The organism is Yinghuangia seranimata (assembly GCF_029953285.1).
In the GTDB taxonomy this organism is placed as follows: Bacteria; Actinomycetota; Actinomycetes; order Streptomycetales; family Streptomycetaceae; genus Yinghuangia; species Yinghuangia seranimata.
In genome coordinates, this window is record NZ_JASAOI010000006.1 from 124772 (window position 1) to 143318 (window position 18547).

The window sequence follows — 18547 nt, forward strand, 5'->3', positions numbered from 1 at the left end:
GCGCCCGCGCGGCCCCGCCGAGTGATCGGCGCGGTGCCGCGCGCGCCGCCACGCGTGTTCCGGTTCGAGGAGTACGATCGCCCCGATACTCACCGTGAGGGAAGGTGGCGATGACTGCGCCTTTGGAGGTATCGGCTGCTCGCGGCGCCGCCACGCGGCCGGTCCCCGGCACCGGCCCGGCCGACGTTCACGACCGGTGGCCGGACGACGGCGCGGCCGACGCGGACCCCCTGCTGATCGATGTGAGCGGGCTGGGACTCGACCGCCTCACCGCCCTCGGCCGGCTCGGCGACCTGGACGCGCTGGCGCCCGACGTGCTCGCCGCCGCGCTGCGCCGGGTGGCCGCCGAGGCGCTGGACTGCGCGGATTCGCCGGTCGCCGCGTTCAACTCGGCCTTCTGAGCCAGGTCTTCGCCGCGGGCGGGGGATTCGAAGGGGGCGTCCCAGTGCCCGAGGAAGCGTGGGGCTTCCGGCAGTTCGTCGTCAAACTGCACAGCCGCTGCAACCTCCGATGCGCGCACTGCTACGTGTACGAACTGCGCGACGCGAGCTGGCGCGGCCAGCCGCGCGTCATGGCCGCGGCCACCATGGACCTGCTCGCCGCGCGCATCGCCGAGCACGCCCGGACGCACCGCATGCGGCAGGTGCGCGTGGTGCTGCACGGCGGTGAGCCGCTGCTCGCCGGACCGGCGCGCATCGACCGCATCGCGCGGACCCTGCGCGCCGCGCTCGGCGACGACACGGACCTCGCCCTGTCCGTGCAGACCAACGGCACCCTGCTCACGCCGCGCCTGCTCGACGTGTGCGCCGAGCACGGCATCGCGGTCGGGGTCAGCCTCGACGGCGACGCGGACGCCAACGACCGGCACCGCGTGTACGCCGGCGGCCTCGGCAGCCATCGCGACGTGGTGCGCGGCCTCACGCTGCTGCGCACGCCCCCGTACCGGCACCTCTACAGCGGCCTGCTGTGCACGGTCGACCCACGTCAGGACCCGGTACGCACCTACGAGGCGCTCGTCGCGCACGAGCCGCCCCGGATCGACCTCCTCCTCCCGCACGGCACATGGCAGTTCCCGCCGACCGGGCACGACCCGTCGGGGACGCCGTACGCGCGCTGGCTCGGCGCGGTGTTCGACCGCTGGTACGACGCGCCGCGCCCCGAGACCGGGATCCGCCTGTTCGAGGAGATCCTGGCGCTGCTGCTCGGCGGCCGGGCCCGCACCGAAGCCGTCGGGCTGACCGCGTACGACGGCATCGTCGTCGAGACCGACGGCACTCTCGAGCAGACCGACGCGCTGAAGGCCGCCTACGACGGCGCCGCCGCGACCGGTCTCGACCTGACCCGGCACAGCTTCGACGAGGCCGGCCGGCACCCGGCGTTCGCCGCCCGCCGACTCGGTCTCGGCGGGCTGAGCCGGGTCTGCCGCGGATGCCGCGCGGTCGCGGTGTGCGGTGGCGGGTTGTACGCCCACCGCTACCGCCCCGAGAACGGCTTCGACAACCCGTCGGTGTACTGCGCCGACCTGTACGCGCTGATCCACCACATCCGCGCCCGCGCCGCCGCCGACGTGCGCGTGCTCGCGCGGGAGGCCCGGTGACCCGCGGAACCACGGGCAGCACGGAAACACGCCCTCCCGTCGCGGAGGCATCCGAACTCGTCGCCTGCCTCGACGCGTTGGCCGCAGGCCCCGGCGACGCCCGAGCAGTCGCAACCCTCGTCGCCGCACAGCGCGCGAAACGACTCCTGAGCCTCCGGGCGGTCACCGCCTTCAGCGGCACGACCCGCGCCCGTGACGCCCTCGCGCGGATCGCGGACGCCGAGCGCGCGGCCCCCGACGCCGTGGGCCGTGTCCTCGACCACCCCTACACCGGCGTGTGGGTGCACACGGCACTGCGCCGCAGATCCTCGGACCCGGCCAGCCCGCTCGTGACCGACGCCGACATCGAACGCCTCGAACTCGTCGCCAAGAGCGCGGAGTTCGCGAGCCGAGGAGTCGGCCCCGGAGGCGACCCCACCGACCCCGGCAACCCTCACCCACCCACCCCGTCCGGCTACCTCCCGCGCCGAGGCCTGCAAACCGACGCCGCCGGATTCCTGCCGAACCGGCGCGCGCGGTTCGGTCCGACGTGCCTGCACATCGAGGAGCTGGACCCGTGCCGGGACTGCCACCAATGGCCGGTGAGCCCCCGGATGGGCCGCCCCGAGGCCGACGACTTCGCCTCTCGCATCGGACGGGCGTGGCACGCGATCGAAGCGGCCGCCCCCGAGTACGCCGAGCCCACGGCGCGCATCCTCGGCACCGTCACCCCGCTCCTGCCGCAACCCGGACGGGACGTCAGCTCCGCCGCGCGGCACGCGTTCGGCGCCGTGGCGGTCGCGCCGTGCGCAGACCCGCACGCCCTCGCGGCCCTGATCGTCCACGAGGTCCAGCACGTCAAACTGGGCGCGCTGCTCGACCTGGTCCCGCTCCACGAAAGCGGGGGACCGGTTCGGCACGTCGCCCCGTGGCGCGAAGACCTGCGCCCGGTCGGCGCGTTGCTCCAGGGCGCCTACGCGCATCTCGCCCTGACGCACTTCCACCGGGACGATCCCGAGCACCACGCGCGCTACCGGCGGCAGACCGCCGACGCCCTGGCCACGCTCGAACACTCCGGCGAACTCACCCCGGCCGGCCTCCGGTTCGTCACCGGCATGCGCGACGGCCTCGACTGACCGCCGCCCCCGCGGCCCGTCAGGGCCGGGTCCGAAGGCGGCCCGTCCGGCCCCGGCCGGCTCCTGACCGAACCGCTGGTTCGACCGCGCGGCCGTCCGTACCATGGACACGACCCCTCCGTTGTTGGGACGGGGCCTTCGGGGGGTGGCGGTGCCAGAGTTCTCCTTCTTCACGAGCTTCTCCGACCCCAACCGGCGTGATCTGGTCGCCAGGTTCCACCAGGACCTCGAGGCGAGCATCGTCGACCGGGTCGGAACGGCCGCTGCGGGGCGCGGCTTCCTGGACGAGCAGATCCGTGAGGGCGCGCGCTGGCGCACGGAGATCCTGCGCGGCGTGTGCGAGACACCGGTGATGGTGGCGCTGCTGTCGGCGAACTACTTCGTCCGCGAGTGGTGCCAGTACGAGTGGCAGATCATGTGCCACCGCGAGGCGGTGTACGCGGCGCACAACAACCTCGACATCAGCGACGTCGCGTGCGTCATCCCCGTGGTCTGGAACATGCCGGAGACCGTGTGGCCGGACTGGAGCCTGGAGCGGCAGTACTTGCGCAACCGGGAGTTCGGCCCCATCTACCTCCAGCGTGGCCTGTCGTCGCTGATGCGCCGTGGCCGGTCGTCCGCCGCCTACCAGGACCTGGTCCACCACGTGGCGGGCCGCATCATCCAGGCGGGCCAGCGCGGTCTGACCCCGCTCGGTGTCGACGCCGCGGAGGCCGTCATCGCGGGGTGTGCCCCTGCCCCAGGGCCGCGCGTGGTGGACGACCCGACCCGGCTGCCGGCCACCAAGGTGGGGTTCGTGGTCGCGGCGGTGTCCGTCGACGAACTGCCCGTGCAGCGCAGCCGCCAGATGCTGTACCGGCGCAGCGCGGTCGACTGGCGTCCGTTCTACCCGGGCCGCCCCGAGAGCGCGTGGAGTCTCGCTTCGTCCGCGCTCCGCCTGGACGCCGCAGGGGACCTGACCCCCTATCCGCTCAGCCCCGAACTCGCCGACATGCTCCGCGGGTTCCTGGACGAGGCGCGCGCCGACGGTCGCGTGGTGGTCTTCCTGCTCGACCCGTGGTCGACCTGCGTCGAGCGGTGTCGCCGGGCGCTCGCGGAGTTCGACGGCCTCGACCACCGCACCGCCGGCGTGGTCGCGGTCGTCGCCGACGACGAGACGGTCGCCTACGCCGACGCGCTGGACCAGCGGCTGACCGAGGTCATGCCTCGCAAGCGGCTGCTCGGCCGGGCCCAGGCGTTCGTCTGGCACACCCGCGAGGCGGACGAGTTCCAGGAGTCCGTCTGCCACGTGGTCGACCGGCTGCAGACGACGATGCTCCAGGACAGCGAACGGGCCCACCGGGACTCCCCGTTCATCCGCCGCGAGACCGAGGGCCACCCGTGGCTGCGCGGGCCGGGCGAACGGTGGTCCGGCGCGGACGACGACCCCGAAGGCGAGGTGACCCCATGACCGAGCGGCGAGCGGACCGGCGCGCCGAGGGCGCGGCCGGCACGATCGTGACCTTCTACTCCTACAAGGGCGGCACCGGGCGCACCATGGCGCTGGCGAACACCGCCTGGATCCTCGCCGCGGCCGGCCACCGCGTGCTCGCCGTCGACTGGGACCTGGACGCTCCCGGCCTGCACCGCTACCTCCACCCGTTCCTGCTCGACAGCGAACTGCGGGAGACCGACGGCATCGTCGACATGGTCCGCGGCTACGCCCTCGCGCTCCAGGCGCAGGACGCCGAACCCGACTACGAGGCCGGGCGCTTCACCGACCTGTCGCGCTGCGTCGTCGGCCTGGACTGGGAGTTCGGCGAGTCGGACGGACGCCTCGACTTCCTCGCCTCCGGACGCCAGGGCCCCGGATACGCCCGGCGCGCCGGAACCTTCGACTGGAACGCCTTCTCCGGCAGCCCCGAGGGCCAGAGCTTCCTCACCCGGCTGCGCGACGAGATGCGCGCCGACTACGACTACATCCTCATCGACAGCCGCACCGGCATCGGCGACACCGCGGGCATCTGCACCGTCACCATGCCCGACGTCGTCGTGGCCGGATTCGCGCTGAGCGAGCAGGCCATCGACGGCTCGTACGAGACCGCGAAGAGCATCGCCGAGCAGCGGCGGCGGTCCCGCGACCCCGTGCTGGTGCTGCCGGTGCCGATGCGCGTCGACGGCGCCGAGCGCGACAAGGTCGAGGCCGGGCGCGACTACGTGCGGGCCAGGTTCCGCGAGTTCGTCGCTTCCCGGCACGGCGTCGATCCGCAGCAGTACTGGGGCGCGGTCGAGATCCCGTACCGGCCGTTCTACTCGTTCGAAGAGGTCCTCGCGGTGTTCGGCGACCGGCCGCAGCAGCCGGACAGCCTGCTCGCCGCGTACGAACGGCTCACCGGTGAGATCACCGGCGGCCGGGTCACGGGACTGGAGCCGATGCCGGCCCCGGTGCGCCGCGCCGGCCTGAGCCGGTTCGAGCGCGTCCGCAACGCGCCGCAGCGGGTCCGCATCGTCTACAGCCCCCGCGACCGGCTGTGGGCCGACTGGGTGCGCGCCCAACTCGTCGACGCGCGCGTGCGGGTGGTCCGCGGCAGCGGCCTGCACGCCCCGGCCGACACCGGCGAGGCGACCGCGCACGTGCTGCTGCTCAGCCCCGACCTGCCGCAGAGCGCGTACGGCGAACTCGCCCTGCGCGCGGTGGAACGCGCGCGGCTCGACCGCACGCACCCGCTCATCGCGGTCCGCGTCGAGGAGGGCGTGCTGCCCGATCCGTACACGCGCCTGCGGCAGGTGAGCATCGCCGGGCTGGTCGAGGAGACCGCGAAGTCGGTGCTCCAGCTGTCCTTCGAGCAGTTCGCGCCCGACGAGACGCTGGACCCGGTCGTCGGCCAGGCCGCGCCGCGGTTCCCCGGCTCCGAGCCCGCGGTACGCCGCCTGCCCGCGCGCAACGCCCGGTTCACCGGCCGCGACGCGCTCCTCGAACAGCTGCGCGACCAGCTGGGCCAGGGCATGACCGCCGTGCTGCCCCAGGCGATCTACGGCCTCGGCGGCGTCGGCAAGACCCAGGTGGCGCTCGAGTACGCGCACCGCTTCGGTGCCGACTACGACATCGTGTGGTGGGCGCCCGCCGACGAGCCCGCGATGCTGCGGCGCTCGCTCGCCGACCTCGCCGAACGCCTCGGGGTCGGCAACGAGCAGAGCGTCGCCGAGTCGGCGCGCGCCGCACTCGAGGCGCTGCGCACGGGCAGCCCCCACCCGCGCTGGCTGCTGGTCCTCGACAACGCCAACGAGCCGGACTCGGTCAGCGAACTGCTGCCGCAGGGCGGCGGACCCGGGCACGTGCTGGTGACGTCGCGCGACCAGTCGTGGTCCGACCTCGCCGTCCCGGTCGAACTGGACGTGTTCCCGACCCGCGAGTCGGTCGCGCTGCTGCGCCGCTCGCTGCCGAGCATCACCGACGAGGACGCCGAGCGGGTCGCGACCATGCTCGGCAACCTGCCGCTCGCCGTCGAGCAGGCCGCCGCCTGGCTGGCCACCACCGGCATGTCGGTCGCCGAGTACCTGGAGGCCGTCGAGACCCGGCTCCCCGCCCTGATCACCCAGGGCTACCCGCCGTCGGTGCAGGCGAGCTGGGAGCTGTCGATGGAGCGGTTGCGGGACCGCGAGCCGGCCGCCGCGCGCATGCTCGAACTGTGCTCGTTCCTGTCGCCCGAGGCGATCGGGCTGCCGCTGCTCACCTCGCCGCGCATGCTCGAGACGCTCAGCCCGCTCGCGCCCAACCTGCGCGACGAACGGGTGTGGAACCTCTTCCGGGTGCTCGGCCGGTACGGCCTCGGCCGGGTCGACTACGGCGCCCAGACGCTGGGCGTGCACCGGCTCGTCCAGGCGATGCTGCGCGGCTCGATGACCCCGGAGGAGCAGAAGCGGACCCAGGAGACGGTCCTCAAGACGCTTGCCGCGTTCGCGCCCGGCGACGTCGACGCCCCGGGGAACCGGCCGGCGTACGAGGAACTGCAGGGCCACCTGCGGCCGAGCGGCGCGCTGCACAGCTCCGACGGCGACGTACGCCGTTGGGTCGTCGAGCAGTTGCGCTACATGTGGAAGGCCAACTACTGGACCGACGCGCTGCCGCTGGGCAACGAGACCCACGAGCTGTGGAAGGAACGCTACGGCCCGGACGACCCGTTCGTGCTGCGCCTGGCCGCACAGCTGGGCAACGTGCTGCGTTCGCTGGGCGACGTGCGGGGCGCGTACCTGCTCGACCGTGACACGCTGCGCCGCCAGCAGGACAGCGAGGACCTCGGCCCGGACCACCCGCATACCCTGATGACCGCGTGCAGCGTGGGCGGTTCGCTGCGCTCGCTCGGGCGGTTCCGCGAAGCGCTGGAGATGGACCAGGACACCTACGACAGGTTCTGCCAGCTCTACGGCGAGGAGCACGCCGAGACCCTCAAGGCCGCCAACAACCTCGCCGTGTCCACGCTGCTGGTCGGCGACCCGTTCGCGGCGATGGCGCTCGACGAGGAGACGTACGCGCGCCGCGCGCGGATGCTGCGGGAGAACGACGCGTACACGTGGTTGTCCGCGAACAACCTCGGCGTCTGCCAGCGCGAGGCGGGGCTGTACCTCCAGTCCGAGACGCATCTGCGGGACGCCGCGAACCACTTGGAACGCCTCGAGGGCGGGCAGAGCCCCGCCGCGCTGCGCGCCAACCGGAACCTCGCCGCGACGCTGCGGCGGCTGGGCCGCTACACGCTCGCGCACAGCATCGACACGGCGGTGCGCAACACGCTGCGGCAGCGGTTCGGGGAGAACCACCCGGACGCGCTGGCGTGCGCGGTCAACCTCGCCGCCGACTGCGCGGCGCTCGGAAAGTCGGCGACGGCGGTGGAGCTGGCCGGCGACGCGATGCGGCGGTTCACCGAAACCCTGGGCGACGAGCACCCGTTCACGTACGTCGCGGAGCTCAACCTCTCGGTGTTCCTGCGCCAGGACGGCCGGTGGGAGGAGGCGTACCCGCTGGCCGAGCAGTGCCACGACGGGCTGCGCCGCGCGCTGGGGAGGCTGCACCCGTTCGTTCTCGCGTCGCTGGTCAACCTCGCCAACGTGCAGCACCGGGCGGGGGAGCCGGAGGCCGCGCACGACGTGGACGCGGAGGCCTACCGGGGGTACGTCGGCGTGCTGGGCGGCGACCATCCGCACACCCTCGTCGCGGGTGCGAACCTCGCACTCAGCACCGCGGGCCGCGACGAACGCACCATAGCCGACCGGCTGTTCGAACAGGTCGAGCAGGCGTGCCGGCGCAAGCTCGGGCCGGAGCACCCGACCGCGCAGGCGATCCGGTCTCGCCGGCAGCGGCTCGACGTCGACGCGGAGATCCCGCCCACCTGACGGGCCGGACCGGCGCCGGACGAAGCGAACGGGCGGGCACCCGGTGACGGGAACCGCCGCTCAGGGCACGGGCGGTGCCGTCGGCGACGGCACCGCCACGAGTGCCGGGAGCAGCGACGCCGCGCCGCACGCCTCGCGCAGCAGCTCCGCGGTCTCGCGGAGCATCGTCTGCAAGTCGGCGATGCGCTGGCGCAGTTCGTCGTGCGGCGGCCAGGCGCGTTCGTGCTCGGTGACGGAGACGCCGTCGGCCCGGGTCGCCTCGTACGCGAGCAGCTCGGGGTGCCACGTGGTCAGCAGCGGCCGGATCCCGTTGAGCACACCGATCGCGATCGCCGCGAACGACATGCGGCCCGGGTCCGCGGCGGCCGTGTCGGCGCCGTACTTGCGCAGGATGCTGCGGGTGATGTCGAACAGGTCGTGCAGCGACGTGAACGCCTCGCGCAGCAGGCCGCCGCCGGCCGGCAGCGGCACGATCGAGACGCGCGTGACCAGTTCGACGTACAGCTCCCATGCGGCGTCCCGCTCGGCGGCCTGCGGCGCCCACTCGCCCGAGATCTCCCCGACGAAGGGGATGGCGAGCTTCGCCTGGACCACCCGCGGGCGCAGCCGCCCCGGACGTCGGAACCCCCGTACCATGACGCCTCCCCCCGGCCGTGCCGCCAAGAGGCCCGCTCCGGTCCCGCGTGGTCCGGGCGGCGCGGCCTGGCGACACGTCCAGGGTAGGCGAGGTCGCGGTGCGGGGGAGGGGTGTCAGGCCGGGATGATCCGTACCGGCATGTCCTTCACACCGTTGAGGAAGTTGGACCGCATGCGCCGTGTCGGGCCGGTCAGTTCGACGCGGTCGATGCGGCGCGCCAGGGTCTTGAACATGATCTCCAGCTCGAGCTTGGCGAGGTGCCGCCCGAGGCAGAAGTGCGGTCCGCCGCCGCCGAATCCGAGCATCGGGTTCGGGTCGCGGCCGATGTCGAAGGTGTACGGGTCCTCGAAGACCGCCTCGTCGCGGTTCGCCGAGCTGTAGTACACGATGACCTTGTCGCCGGCCGCGATCTTCTGCCCGCCCAGCTCGGTGTCCTGGACGGCGGTGCGCCGGAACGCGTTGACCGGCGAGACCCAGCGGACGATCTCGTCGGCGGCGGTCGCGGCGAGCCCGTCGGGGTCGGCGCGCAGCCGCTCCCACTGCTCGGGGTGCTGGACGAGCGCGTGCATGCCGCCGGATATCGCGTTGCGGGTGGTCTCGTTGCCGGCCACCGCGAGCAGCATGAAGAACAGGTCGAACTCCAGCGCGGTCAGCTCGTTGCCGTCGCGGTCCGGCTGCATCAGCTTGGAGACGATGTCGTCGACGGGGCGGGCGCGCTTCTCGGCGCCGAGCTGGTCGGCGTACGCGAACATCTCCATCTGGACGGCCGCGCCGGCGTCCGGCCCGTCGCCCATGTCGGGGTCCTCGGCGCCGACCAGCTTGTTCGACCAGTGGAACAGCTGGTGCCGGTGCTCCTGGGGGACGCCCATCAGGTCGGCGATGACGACGAGCGGCAGCTCGGCGGCGCACATCGTGACGAAGTCGCCCTCGCCCTGCTCGACGGCGGCGGCGACGATGCGCTCGCACGCCGCCTCGACCTTGCCCTCCAGGGTCAGCGTCGTGCGCGGCGTGAAGCCGCGGTTGACGATGTTGCGCAGCCGCGAGTGCTCCGGCGGGTCCATGTTGAGCATCATCAGGCGCTGCGTGTCGAGCGAGTCGCCGACCGGCTCCTGGAGCAGCGACAGCCGCTCGTAGGAGGAGAAGACCTCGGGGTTGCGGGAGACCGTGACGACGTCGGCGTGCCGGGTGACCGCCCAGAAGCCGTCCGGGACTTCGGGGTCGGGATGGCGGTACACGGGTGCTTCACGGCGCAGCCTGGCGAACTGCTCGTGGGGGATGCCGTCCTCGTAGGCGTCGGCGGAGTAGACGTCGAGGGCGGCGTTGTCTGCGGTGTCGGAGACCGGGAGTGGCACGGCGGACCAGGACCTTTCGTGGACGGAAAAGGTACGGGCGGTGCTCGGGACGGACTGTCGGTCGTTGAGGCCCCGGGCGGTGCGCTGCCGGGAGCATGCCACGCGGCCCTCACACGGGGAAGACAGATTCCCTGACCGTTCTGCCGGACGGGTGATCTTGACGGCGGCCGCGGCGCGGCGCGTGGCGAACGACGGACGGAAAGTGACGCTTTGCTACTTTGTAGACACTTTCGGTAGCCGGTGTGAGCGTGCCGTCCCCCTGTGCGCGCCGCACCCCTTCGATGGAGTCCCCCATGGCCTTGAACATCTCGACCGTCGTCCTGCTGGGCGTGATCGTGTTCCTCTTCATCCGCAAGGGCGGCATGAAGATCTGGCACGCGATCGTGTGCGCGCTGCTCGGCTTCTACCTCGCCAGCACGGCGATCGCACCGAGCATCCGGACCAGCGGCAACAGCGTCGCGAACCTCTTGGGGAACCTCAACTTCTGACCCGCCGTCCGCGGGGGCTCCGCGTGCGCCCGGTGCGGCGCCGTCTACCGCACCAGGCGCAACCGCTTCGCGGCGGCGCGCAGTTCGACGCGCTGCCCCCACGACAGCACCAGCCGGTCCGCCTCGATGCCGTCGCCGAACGCCACGAGGCCCTCGGACTCGACGACCAGCGCCAGCGACTGCCCGGCGTCCAGCACACCTTGTGTCCGCGTCGTTCCGGTGGCGGGGGACGCCCACGCCTCCCGGACGAACCACGACAGCCGGTCCTCGGTCGGGCCGGGCAGCTCCGGCGCGTCCGGACGGTCGCGCCGCACCGAGCCGCACCACCCGGTCGAGCCGGTCCCGGTGCCGACCAACACCCCTGAGGACGCCTGTCGTTCGGACCCGCCCTCGGGGGTCTCGATGCGGTAGCGGGCCGTCTGGTGCGTCGGATGGCCCAGGTACACCTCGTTCAACGCGGTCAGCGTGCGCCCGTCGTCGGTGCGGGCCTCGGCCATCGTGCGCAGCTCGCACTCGGCCGTGCCGGTCTCGACGCGGTGGAACAGCCGTGCGCAGTCCGCCGCCTGGTGGAACGTCAGCAGCCCGGTGCCGCCCGGGTCGGCGTTGACGCCGACGACGGGCTGGCCGTCCAGGTACTTCGCGACGTTCGCGACCAGGCCGTCCTGCCCGACGACCACGACCACGTCGTGCTCGTCGAACAGGAACCGGTCCAGGTCGCCGCGCTCCACCGTGCCGCGCCGCCAGTGCGCGGGCACGGCCGCGCCCGCCTGCGCGAGCGCGTCCTGCACGACGTCGGACTGCTTCTCCATCGACTTCGCCGACATGCCGCGGCTGCTGAGGAAGAACTTGCCCTGGTTGTACGTGCCGTGCCGGTTGATCAGCTCCTGCAGCGCGGACTGCCGGTGCACGAAGACCGCGCGGGGGACCTGGGCCACGGTCAGCGCCCCCGGTCGCCGCTGTCGGCGCCGCCTCCGGACGACAGCCGCCCGAGCACGCCGGTGAGCAGGTCGGGGGTGATGTTGAGCTGGCCGATCTCCGGGAAGCGCTCGGCGAGTTCCTGTGCGGCCAGGGCCAGCAGCACCGCCGGGTCGGCGTTCGCGTACGCCGCCACGTGGGCCGCGTGCGCCTCGGCCTCGGCGGCGCCGAGCAGCCGGCGGTTCTCGGCGGCGGTGGCGGCGGAGAGCCGGTCGCGTTCCGCCTGCGCCTCGGACTGGATGCGCGCGGCGGCCGCCGCCTCCTCGGCGCGGCGCCGCTCGTTGAGGCCCTTGCGTTCGACCAGCTGCTCCTCGCGCCGGGCGAGTTCGATCTGGTTCTGCAGCTCGTTCTCGGCGATGGCGCGCTCGCGTTCGACGGCCAGCGCGCGGCGTTCGAACCCGGCGGCGTCGGCGGACTGCTGCACGCGTTCGCGGGCCGGCGCCTGCAACGCCCGCTCCAGGTCGGCCTCGGCGCGTATCGAGGTGATGCGGACGCCGAGCACCGAGATCCCCGAGTCGCTGATCCGGGCGTCCTCGGTCAGGCCGGCCGTGACGCGCGACCGCACCTCGGCGAGGCCGCGGGTCAGCGCGTCGGTCAGGTCGAGCCCGGCCAGCGCGTCCACCGCGTGCGCCTGCGCGCTCTCGGTCAGCAGCGACGCGAGCTGGTCGAGCGGCGTCGACCGCCACATGCCGGTCGCCGGGGCGACGCCGAAGTCCAGGCGCGTGGCGGCGAGTCCGGGGTCGGTGATGCGGTAGGTGACGGTGCCCTGCACCGTGGCGTCCTGGAAGTCGCGGGTGCGGACGTGGAACAGCACCTGGATCTCGCGGTCGTCGACCGGGACCTCGCTCAGCGCGGCGGTCAACGGGCGGAACCAGAAGGCGATTCCGGCGCCCTCGTGGACGACCGTTCCGCGCTGCTGGTGGCGCACCCACTGGGTCGGGTCGGCGCGCAGGTGGCTGAGGAACGGGCGGCGCTGGATGTGGACCATCGGGATCCCCCTGGGCGTCCATCGATTTCGTCAGGAAGACGATAATAGGGCGGATCGTTGTCGTCAAGAGGACGAATACCGGACGGTTGTGTGGAGAAACAACCGCAAACGGGTATGCGCCCGACAAACCTCACCCAACCGTGGACGTGGAGCAGTACGTGACCACCGCAGTCGAGACCGCGAACACGCCGCCCACCCTCTCCCGCCCCCCGGTCCCCGGACTGGTCGTCGTCGGCACCGACGGCTCGGACCCCGGCTCGCGCGCCGTCATGCGCGCCGCCGCCGAGGCCGCGCGCCGGGGCGCGGCCCTGCGCATCGTGCACGCCGTACGCGCCCCCACGTCCGCGCCCCCGAGCCGCGGCTCCGAGCGCCCCGGCCGCCCCGCGCGCAACGCCGCCGCCCGCATCGTCGAGGCCGCCTCCGAGGCCGCCCTGCACCGCCACCCCGAGCTGCCCGTCGAGGCCGAGGTCGGCGTCGGTCTGCCCGGCGACGTGCTGCTCGAGGCCGCGCAGCGCGCCGAGCTCATCGTCGTCTCCGCGCGCGGCCGCGGCGGCTTCGCCGACCTGCTGCTCGGTTCGGTCGCGCGCTTCCTCGCCGCCCGCACGCCGTGCCCGATGCTCGTGGTGCGCGGCGAGAGCGGCGCGCCCAGCGAGGACGGCGACCTCGTCCTCGACGGCGACCGCGTCGTCGTCGGCGTCCAGGGCGAACACGACGCCCCCACCGCGCGCGCCGCGTTCGGCGAGGCCCGCCGCTGGGGCCTGCCGGTGTACGCCGTCCACGCGTTCGACTGGCCCGGCTACCCGAGCCTCGACGGCCCCGGCCTCGACGACCTCGCCGTCGTCACCGCGGCCCACTCGGTGTGCCTGGACTCCGCGCTCGGCCAGGTCCGCGAGGCCGCCCCCGACGTCGTCAGCGCCCAGGCGGCGGTCCCCGCCGACGCGGCGGCCACGGTCATCGACGCCACCAACGGCGCCGCGCTCGCCGTCGTCGGCGTCCGGCACCGCAACGGCCTGCTGCGGCACTGGGTCGGCCACGTCACGCACGCGGCGATCGAGCACGCGCACTGCCCGGTGCTGGTCGTCCCGCTGCCGTAGGCCCTCGGAGCCGGCACTTTTCAATCAGTGATTGAAATGTGTGGAGCTTCGTGCTGTCATGTCCGGCCATGGGCAAAGAACGCGTCCCCAACGGCGCCACCGCGGCCACCCGGGCGCGGCTCCTCGCGGAGGCCGAGCGCCTGTTCCTCGCACAGGGGTACGAGAAGGTCTCCGTCCGCGCCGTCAACGCCGCCGCCGGGATGAACCCCGCCGCCGTGCACTACCACTTCGGGTCCAAGGAGGCCCTGGTCGTCGCGCTGCTCCAGCAGCGCCTCGGCCCGCTGTGGGCCGACCGGCTCGACGCGCTCACCGCGCGCCGGGCCGCAGGCTGGACGCCCGGGGTCGCCGAGCTCGCCGACATCATCGTGCGCCCGCTCGACGCCCTCGCCCGCACCGACGACGGCCGCATGCTGCTCCACCTGCTCGCCCGCGTCGTCCTCGGCAACGAGGAACTGCCCTGGGACCAGCCGTGGTTCGGTCAGCGCGCATGGCGCGAGCTGCTCACCGCGATCCGCCCCGACCTGCCGGAGGAGGCGGTCCGCGAACGCTGGCGGCTCGCGTTCGCGCTGCTGCTCCAGGCGTACGGCCAGCCCCTCGTGCCCGCGGACCGGCTCACCGCCCTGCCGCCGCCCGACCCCGCCCAGGTCGCCGCCTTCATCGCCGCCGGCCTCGACGCTCCCGCGCCGAAGCCCGCGCATACCCCCGCTCCCGCCTCAGCCAAGGAAGGGTGACCCGCATGACCAGCGCCCCCGACGTCCCCACACAAGGCCCCGCGACCACCGCCGCCTCCGTGCCCGACGTCCTGGCCCCCGCCAAGCTCGGCCCCCTGACCCTGCGCAACCGGGTCATCAAGGCCGCCACCTTCGAGGGCGCCACCCCGGACGCCCTCGTCACCGACGCGCTCATCGAGTACCACCGCAAGCCCGCCGCCGGCGGCATCGGCATGACCACCGTCGCCTACTGCGCGGTCGCCCCCGAGGGCCGCACCGAGCGCCGCCAGATATGGATGCGCCCCGAGGCCGTGCCCGGCCTGCGCCGGCTGACCGACGCCGTGCACGCCGAGGGCGCCGCCGTCTCCGCGCAGATCGGCCACGCCGGGCCGGTCGCGGACGCCAAGTCCAACGGCCGCCCCGCGCTCGCGCCGTCCCGCATGTTCAACCCGATCAGCATGAAGGTCACCCGCTCCGCCACCGAGGCCGACATCCAGCGCGTCACCGAGGCGCACGCGGACGCCGCCCGCATCGCCGTCGAGTCGGGCTTCGACGCGGTCGAGATCCACCTCGGCCACAACTACTTCGCGAGCTCGTTCCTCAGCCCCAAGCTGAACCGCCGCGACGACGCCTACGGGGGCTCGCTGGAGAACCGCGCCAAGGTCGCCCGCGGCGTCGTCCGCGCCGTCCGGGCCGCGGTCGGGGACCGCATCGCGGTGACCGCCAAGCTCAACATGTCCGACGGCGTCCCCGGCGGCATCTGGCTCGGCGAGAGCCTCCAGACCGCCAAGTGGCTCGAGGAGGACGGCTGCCTCGACGCCCTTGAGCTCACCGCCGGCAGCTCGCTTCTCAACCCGATGTACCTGTTCCGCGGCGACGCGCCCCTCCACGAGTTCGCGTCGGCGTTCCCCCAGCCCCAGCAGCTCGGCATCAAGCTCATCGGCAAGAAGTTCCTGATCGCCTACCCGTACCAGGAGGCCTTCCTCCTGGAGTACGCCCGCCAGTTCCGCGCCGAGCTGACCATGCCGCTGATCCTGCTCGGCGGCATCACCAACCGCGAGACGATGGACCGCGCGATGGCCGAGGGCTTCGAGTACGTCGCCATGGGCCGCGCGGTCCTCCGCGAGCCCGACCTCATCAACCGCATCGCCGCCGACAGCACCGGCCGCGCCGTGAAGTCGCTGTGCATCCACTGCAACAAGTGCATGCCGACCATCTACAGCGGGACCCGCTGCGTCCTGGTGGACCCCGAGCCGCCGCGCGGCTGACCGGTTACCCTCTCCCGGACCGACAGGGGAGGGATCATCAGATGACCAGCACGGTACGGGGGCGCCTGAGCGGCCCGGTCGGGGTCGCGGCGGCGGTGCTCATAGCCGCGCTCGCGCTCGGCGGGTGCAACGGCAAGGACGACAAGGACGACGCGGCGAAGCCCGCCCCGACGAGCGCCGCGCCCGGGAAGGGCGACGCCTCGCCGAGCGCGGCCAAGAGCGGCGGGGACGCGTCCAAGAGCCCGGCGAGCCCGAAATCGGGCATGACGGGGAACACGAAGGCGCCCGCGGGCGGCTTCCCGGGGCCGCGCGACCCGGAGGCGCCGCCCGTCACGACGAAGGCCACGCCGGACACCGGCGCCGCGGTGCTGGTGCCCGGCACGGTCGCGTACAAGGAGCTGTCGCGCACGCACGTCAGCGGGCCGGTCGTCTACGCGGTCGATCCGCCGGTCGGCGGCGAGCACGACCCGGTGTGGGCGAACTGCGGTGTGTACCGCGAGGAGGTGCCCAGCCGCAACGCGGTCCACGCGATGGAGCACGGCGCGGTGTGGATCACCTACCGGCCGGATCTGCCCAAGGACCAGATCGCGCTCCTGGAGCAGCAGTTGCGCGGCAAGCCGTACGTGCTGCTGAGCCCCTACCCGGGCCTCGGCGGCCCCGTCGCGGCCAGCGCGTGGGGGCTGCAGCTGCGCCTGGACGACCCGGCCGACCCGCGGCTCGGCCAGTTCGTGACGGCGTACGCCAGCGGCCGGCAGACCCCGGAGCCCGGCGCGCCGTGCACGGGCGGCCTGGGCAAGCCGGCGCTCTGACCGGCGGCCCGGACGCACACGGCGTACAGCGGACGCACGAGGGCCCGCGCCACCGCGGTGGCGCGGGCCCTCGCCGTGTCGGCTCCCGGCGGGGATCAGGCCAGGTAGCGGGTCAGCGACTCGATGATGCAGGCCGGCTTGGCCTCGCCCTCGATCTCGATGGTGATCTTGATCGTCACCTGGATGCCGCCCGGGATGTCGCTCACCGCGGTGATCTCGGCGCCACCGCGGATGCGCTGGTCGACCTTCACCGGGTTGGGGAAGCGGATCTTGTCGACGCCGTAGTTCACGCCCATCGAGATGTTCTGCACCTCGACGATCTGCGGCAGGAACAGGTTCGACAGCGCGAGCGTGAGGTACCCGTGCGCGATGGGCGCGCCGAACGGCCCCTCCTTCGCCTTCTCCACGTCGACGTGGATCCACTGGTGGTCGCCGGTCGCGTCGGCGAACAGGTTGATCCTGTCCTGGGTCACCTGCAGCCACTCGCTGTAGCCGAGGTGCGTGCCCAGCGCGTCCTTGACCAGCTGCAGATCGGTGAAGGTGGTGACGGCCATGTGCTCTCCCTGTCGGACGTTCCGGCACCCCTTGTATAGCGCGGCCGAGTATCTGACGGTCCGCCAGGTGGCGCTTGTCATACGGGGGATGGCCGTTCCGGGCGGATCGGACGACCTCGGCGGCGGGCATCGGAGCGCGTCCCGCCGGAGGCCGTCCGCGCGACCGCGTCCGAGCGCGGTCCGGACCGCCGCGATGAGTTTCCGTCCGTTCCGCGGTCATTGTTTCGAGGCCCGTGGACAGCCGGGCCCGGAGCGCGCCGCGCCCGACCTGGGGGACGGCCGGAAATGGGGGCTGCGTTGAATGTGCGGGTCGTCGGGGGGACCGTCGTCGTGCGGATCGGCGCCATCGGGCGCGCGGATGTACCGCTGCTGTGCGCCAAGGCCGAGGCGTGGCTGACCGCCGTGCCGGACGCGCCGCTGCGCTGCGAGGTCGGCGCGGGCGCGCGTGCCGACCTGGTCGTCGTCGACGCGCTGGCCCGGCTTCGGCTGGCCGCGCGGCGGCACGGCCGGGACTACCGCGTGGACGGCGCGCCCCCCGCGCTCCGCGACCTGCTCGCGCTGGTCGGGCTGCGCGACGCGCTCGGCGCGGACGCACCCGCGGGGGAGTAGCCCTACTCGACCGTCGGCGGCAGCCCGAACAGCGGGAACAGCCGGTCGGTGTCCAGGAAGGAGTTGAGGCCGACGATCCGGCCGTCGTGGATCTCGATGACCTGGAGCGCCCACGGCTCGAACGCGCCGCCGGGACCCGACGGCCGGTACTGCCCGAACGTCGGCGTGCCGTTCGCGGACTCCACCGGCACCAGGCGCGAGCCGCGGCAGCCGGACCCGGGGCCCAGCATCCAGGTGTTGATCTCCGCGGCGCCGAGCAGCCACAGCTCGTACGGCGGCATCGACAGCGTGACGTCCTCGTGCAGCAGGCCGGCCAGCGCCTCGAGGTCGTAGCTCTCGAACGCCTTCACGTACTTGGCGAGCAGCGCCTTCTGGTCCTCGTCGGCCGGCTCCGCCAGATCGGTGGCCGCGACGTCGGTGGCGGCCAGCGTGGCCCGGGCGCGCTGCAACGCGCTGTTGACCGACGCGACGGAGGTGTCCAGCAGTTCGGCGACCTCGGTCGCCTGCCAGCACAGCACCTCGCGCAGGATCAGCACGGCGCGCTGCCGCGCGGGCAGGTGGTGCAGCGCGGCGACGAACGCCAGGCGCACCGAGTCGCGCGCGACCGCGACGTCGGCCGGGTCGCCGCCGACCAGCACCTTGTGGTCGGGGGTCGGCGCCAGCCAGGTGTTCTCCGGGTGCTGGGTGAGCGACGGGTTCTCCGCCGAGCCGACCGACATGAAGTCGGTGGGGCGGACCTTACGCTCCTTGCTGCCCAGCATGTCCAGGCACACGTTGGTCGCGATGCGGTACAGCCACGAGCGCAGCTGGGCCCGGCCCTCGAACCGGTCGTAGCCCTTCCACGCCCGCACCATGGTGTCCTGCACCGCGTCCTCGGCCTCGAACGGGGAACCGAGCATGCGGTAGCAGTAACCGGTCAGCTCCACGCGGTGGCGTTCGAGAGCCGACTCGAGAGTGGCGGGTCCGTCTGCGTCGATCACGCAT

17 protein-coding genes are annotated in these 18547 nt (G+C 73.4%); 11 read left to right on the forward strand and 6 right to left on the reverse strand.

Annotated elements, in window-relative coordinates:
- The first annotated feature begins 110 nt into the window (after positions 1-110).
- The 5 genes from QI554_RS04090 (at position 111) to fxsT (ending at position 8079) form a co-directional block, all read left to right on the forward strand.
- Positions 111-401 carry a hypothetical protein gene (locus QI554_RS04090; protein WP_281465904.1) on the forward strand — a complete coding sequence of 97 codons (291 nt, stop codon included), beginning with the start codon at positions 111-113 and terminating at the stop codon, positions 399-401.
- Between the two features lie 44 nt (positions 402-445).
- Positions 446-1597: an FxsB family cyclophane-forming radical SAM/SPASM peptide maturase gene (locus QI554_RS04095; RefSeq protein WP_281465906.1), complete on the forward strand. Its 1152-nt coding sequence runs from the start codon at positions 446-448 to the stop codon at positions 1595-1597.
- Entirely contained in the window at positions 1594-2712 is a 1119-nt protein-coding gene (locus tag QI554_RS04100) for an aKG-HExxH-type peptide beta-hydroxylase (protein ID WP_281465908.1), read from the forward strand. The genes QI554_RS04095 and QI554_RS04100 overlap by 4 nt, the downstream gene beginning before the upstream one ends.
- Before the next feature lie 151 nt (positions 2713-2863).
- Positions 2864-4162: an FxsC protein gene (gene fsxC / locus QI554_RS04105; protein WP_281465911.1), complete on the forward strand. Its 1299-nt coding sequence runs from the start codon at positions 2864-2866 to the stop codon at positions 4160-4162.
- Positions 4159-8079 carry an FxSxx-COOH system tetratricopeptide repeat protein gene (gene fxsT, locus QI554_RS04110; protein ID WP_281465913.1) on the forward strand — a complete coding sequence of 1307 codons (3921 nt, stop codon included), beginning with the start codon at positions 4159-4161 and terminating at the stop codon, positions 8077-8079. Before fsxC ends, fxsT begins: the two co-directional genes overlap by 4 nt.
- Positions 8080-8139: 60 nt before the next feature.
- On the opposite strand, the gene QI554_RS04115 is transcribed toward fxsT, so the two are convergent.
- The gene (locus tag QI554_RS04115; RefSeq protein ID WP_281465915.1) at positions 8140-8715 is read right to left on the reverse strand and encodes a hypothetical protein; all 576 of its coding nucleotides are present in this window, start codon (positions 8713-8715) and stop codon (positions 8140-8142) included.
- A gap of 114 nt (positions 8716-8829) precedes the next feature.
- Positions 8830-10068, reverse strand: a complete 1239-nt coding sequence (locus QI554_RS04120) for a cytochrome P450 (RefSeq protein ID WP_281465917.1) — start codon at positions 10066-10068, stop codon at positions 8830-8832.
- Between the two features lie 293 nt (positions 10069-10361).
- Here QI554_RS04120 and QI554_RS04125 point away from each other — a divergent pair, with 293 nt between their 5' ends.
- Positions 10362-10556: a DUF2304 domain-containing protein gene (locus QI554_RS04125; RefSeq protein WP_281465920.1), complete on the forward strand. Its 195-nt coding sequence runs from the start codon at positions 10362-10364 to the stop codon at positions 10554-10556.
- A gap of 44 nt (positions 10557-10600) precedes the next feature.
- On the opposite strand, the gene QI554_RS04130 is transcribed toward QI554_RS04125, so the two are convergent.
- On the reverse strand, positions 10601-11491 hold the full coding sequence (locus QI554_RS04130) for an NAD(+)/NADH kinase (RefSeq protein WP_281465922.1): 891 nt from the start codon (positions 11489-11491) through the stop codon (positions 10601-10603).
- 2 nt (positions 11492-11493) lie between these two features.
- Entirely contained in the window at positions 11494-12519 is a 1026-nt protein-coding gene (locus QI554_RS04135) for an SPFH domain-containing protein (protein WP_281465924.1), read from the reverse strand.
- A 158-nt stretch (positions 12520-12677) separates the two neighbouring features.
- Between QI554_RS04135 and QI554_RS04140 the strand changes: the two genes are divergently transcribed.
- From QI554_RS04140 to QI554_RS04155, 4 genes are all read left to right on the forward strand, one after another.
- Positions 12678-13613, forward strand: a complete 936-nt coding sequence (locus QI554_RS04140) for a universal stress protein (RefSeq protein ID WP_281465926.1) — start codon at positions 12678-12680, stop codon at positions 13611-13613.
- A 68-nt stretch (positions 13614-13681) separates the two neighbouring features.
- A complete protein-coding gene (locus QI554_RS04145; protein ID WP_281465928.1) occupies positions 13682-14344 on the forward strand; it encodes a TetR/AcrR family transcriptional regulator in 663 nt (220 codons plus the stop codon).
- Positions 14345-14349: 5 nt separating this feature from the next.
- The gene (locus QI554_RS04150; RefSeq protein ID WP_281465930.1) at positions 14350-15591 is read left to right on the forward strand and encodes an NADH:flavin oxidoreductase; all 1242 of its coding nucleotides are present in this window, start codon (positions 14350-14352) and stop codon (positions 15589-15591) included.
- A 41-nt stretch (positions 15592-15632) separates the two neighbouring features.
- Positions 15633-16400: a thioredoxin-like domain-containing protein gene (locus tag QI554_RS04155; protein WP_281465932.1), complete on the forward strand. Its 768-nt coding sequence runs from the start codon at positions 15633-15635 to the stop codon at positions 16398-16400.
- A 95-nt stretch (positions 16401-16495) separates the two neighbouring features.
- On the opposite strand, the gene QI554_RS04160 is transcribed toward QI554_RS04155, so the two are convergent.
- The gene (locus tag QI554_RS04160) at positions 16496-16954 is read right to left on the reverse strand and encodes a MaoC family dehydratase (protein WP_281465934.1); all 459 of its coding nucleotides are present in this window, start codon (positions 16952-16954) and stop codon (positions 16496-16498) included.
- 285 nt (positions 16955-17239) lie between these two features.
- Between QI554_RS04160 and QI554_RS04165 the strand changes: the two genes are divergently transcribed.
- Entirely contained in the window at positions 17240-17563 is a 324-nt protein-coding gene (locus QI554_RS04165; RefSeq protein ID WP_281465936.1) for an STAS domain-containing protein, read from the forward strand.
- A gap of 2 nt (positions 17564-17565) precedes the next feature.
- On the opposite strand, the gene QI554_RS04170 is transcribed toward QI554_RS04165, so the two are convergent.
- The gene (locus QI554_RS04170) at positions 17566-18543 is read right to left on the reverse strand and encodes a sigma-70 family RNA polymerase sigma factor (protein WP_281465938.1); all 978 of its coding nucleotides are present in this window, start codon (positions 18541-18543) and stop codon (positions 17566-17568) included.
- Positions 18544-18547 lie beyond the last annotated feature (4 nt).